Genomic DNA, 2,727 nt, shown 5'->3' on the forward strand with positions numbered 1-2,727 from the left:
GTCTACCAACCCAATGGTTTTTAATGGATTTTCTGTAATGAAAACAAAAAAAATCGAAATTAATCTGAAATTCCATTTTCAAACGCACTATCCCTTAATGTAAACCAAAATAAAAAAATGGTTAACAAATTAAATTCTAAGATTCTTACTCTATTCTGTCAATATTGTTAAATGAAACTACATGCCTTTCTTTGTTTAATAAGGAAGCAATGATAGACGCAAACTTGTGAAGGTTCGCTTACGAAGAAGCAAACTTCCAGATGCATGGCAACGGGCCTAATGTGTCTTAAAATTGAGTACATCCTGTACCGCTGATGATATTAAAGTTCTTGCCCATTCTTTCTTGTAATTTAAAACTTAAGCTGTTTCACAGGAATCTGTGAAGAGGTCGGAGTGATTACACAAAATGCAACAAAGTTCGAAAGATGACAGAGGTATTATTTCTTTAAAGTATGATGCTTAGCTTCGTCTCGGCCGTAATGGCATACATGCTTTAACCACACAAAGAGCAGACTCTTTTTTTAGAGTCTGCATTCTAATGATCATCATTATGATGCTTTTTTAAGTCAAAATAAAATCGCTACGCCATTCCCATAGCTTCTAAGTTAAATTTCATCTTTGGGTGATGAAGACCAGGTTCTAAGCCTGTACCTAGCCCGCCCTACCATCGTTGCTTGAATATTAGGTCTTTCGATTGTATAGAAATGAAAATCTTCGCCTCCTGGAGTAACCGGAGGATGGACGAGTGACCTTACACCAAGCATCTCTCGAACCGTATCTCCCGATTTATTCCATAAAAGGGGGGCGTTCTTCTCTGCTGCTACCATTTGTGCCCGAATTTCAAGTTGTACTTCGGCGCCATTGCCTTCTCCTGCATATTGAACCGCTCTTATTACACTCTCTGTTAAAGCTTCCATCGCCCTATTCGTTTGTGCTCGAAGATCAATACTAAACTCAGCTCGTTAATGCAACCGCTTACAAACGATATAATTGAAAATGAAGATTTCAGATAGGTGCTATTCTTTTCAAATTAGAATAAGCTTACGATTAAATGCCATGTTGACCAAAGAGTCAAACCAATCAAGCATAGTAATAGCATGTTCTCCCACCAATTATTGGCATACTGACCTAAAAGCTCTTTCCGGTTCGTTAACACCATTAATCCTATGGCAACTGCAGGTAAAAGAATGATTTGAAATGCGTTAACAACAATAGTTAAGTATACAAATCCAGGCATTGATGGTAGTGCCCAAATAAGGGGAGAGATTACTGTAACAAGAAGAGTGGCTTTGTAAACAGGATCTTTAGTATACTCACGATTATATTTTTTCGCTCTTTCAGGGAAGGTAGTATGAATAGCATCTACAAAAAGAGTTCCAAAGCCAAGTGCATAAACGATAACGGTCTTAACACAAGCACCTAAAACCCCGAGATAGAAAAGGATACCTCCAAGTATACCGAGTGTTAAAGTTAACATTTGAGCCATATCTCCCACACTCTCAACTGTTAAACCCCTTGGATGGAGAATTTCAGCGCCGAGTGTCCAAACTGCTAGGTCGATTAGAATAATCATTGCAATCCCAAACAAAAGATCATAGCGTTGAAGTTTTAGATAGGATGGACCCTCCCATCCCTTTTCCTTAAACAGATAGGGATAAATCAAATTTGACATTGAACCGGCCACAGCACCGATTAAAGAAAAGACAAAAACCAAAGTGTCTAACCCACCCACATTATCCGGGACACTAAATGCGATCGTCCCTTTTGCGATATCGGCAACGTTAGGACCGACCCATAATGCGCTTCCCACTAGACTGATAACCATTACTATAAGAACGCCTTTAATTGTTATCTCAACATAGTTATAAATACCATTTCCAACTAAAACAAGAGCCACGACAACAACGGCAATTGACCAGATGAATGTGTTTCCCACTGAAGTGAGTTTCACTAATGCTTCTCCGGCACCTTTAACAAGATAAGCTGCATAAAAATGCGCAAGCAAAAGACTGGCTATACCGAAAAACATGGGCAAAAATTTATTTATTCGATTATAACCTTGAATAATTGTTTCCCCATGGACATTACATAAGGCGTATTTGGAAATTACATTCACTAAGATATATCTTAGAAGTAAGGCTATAACCAATCCCCACATAAGATTATAACCATAATGGGCACCTGAAACGGACATATCGACAAGATCTCCTGCACCCAACCAGCTTAGAACCATTACTATTCCTGGTCCAAACGAAATCATATATTCCTTGAAGTTGGAGGGAATGCGGGCTAATTGTGGTCGCTTTTGCTGTACTGTTTTTTGAACGGGTAATGACATCTGTTACTCCTCCCCTTTATAAAAAACTAGCATTTGTTTTTGCAAACTATTAAGCAACTATTTCTACTTAAGGATAGCTCGCTCCTCTAAAAAGGTATTTGTTATTCCTATTAAGTTGCTTTGCCTTCAATCCTCAAGTCTTGAAAATCAACGATTGCCCTTGAGGAATTGTCTGTAATTCCCCAAGGGCTTAAGTTGGATTCTAAGCCCACATGATGTCATTTTCTTTAATGGGGTGAATTCGTCACCTTTTTTTTGCTATCACCTAAAAATACACCTTGTTCCTCTAATTTGCCCTGAAGCTTCTGAATATCGAGTTCAGTTATAAGCTCATTGTTGTGTGCTGCGATTGCTGCTGCAACTCCGGCACTCTGCCCCATTACTAAACA

The 2,727-nt window shown here is 38.7% G+C and carries 2 protein-coding genes; both read right to left on the reverse strand.

Going from position 1 to position 2,727, the window contains the following annotated elements; all coding sequences use genetic code 11:
* Window positions 1-605: 605 nt before the first annotated feature.
* Window positions 606-917 carry a hypothetical protein gene (locus ABHN01_RS24915; RefSeq protein ID WP_429877778.1) on the reverse strand — a complete coding sequence of 104 codons (312 nt, stop codon included), beginning with the start codon at window positions 915-917 and terminating at the stop codon, window positions 606-608.
* A 113-nt stretch (window positions 918-1,030) separates the two neighbouring features.
* Window positions 1,031-2,338, reverse strand: a complete 1,308-nt coding sequence (locus tag ABHN01_RS24920) for an Nramp family divalent metal transporter (RefSeq protein ID WP_290399206.1) — start codon at window positions 2,336-2,338, stop codon at window positions 1,031-1,033.
* Window positions 2,339-2,727: the final 389 nt, after the last annotated feature.

This window comes from Fictibacillus sp. NRS-1165 (genome assembly GCF_050468105.1).
Lineage (GTDB): Bacteria > Bacillota > Bacilli > Bacillales > Fictibacillaceae > Fictibacillus_C > Fictibacillus_C terrinigri.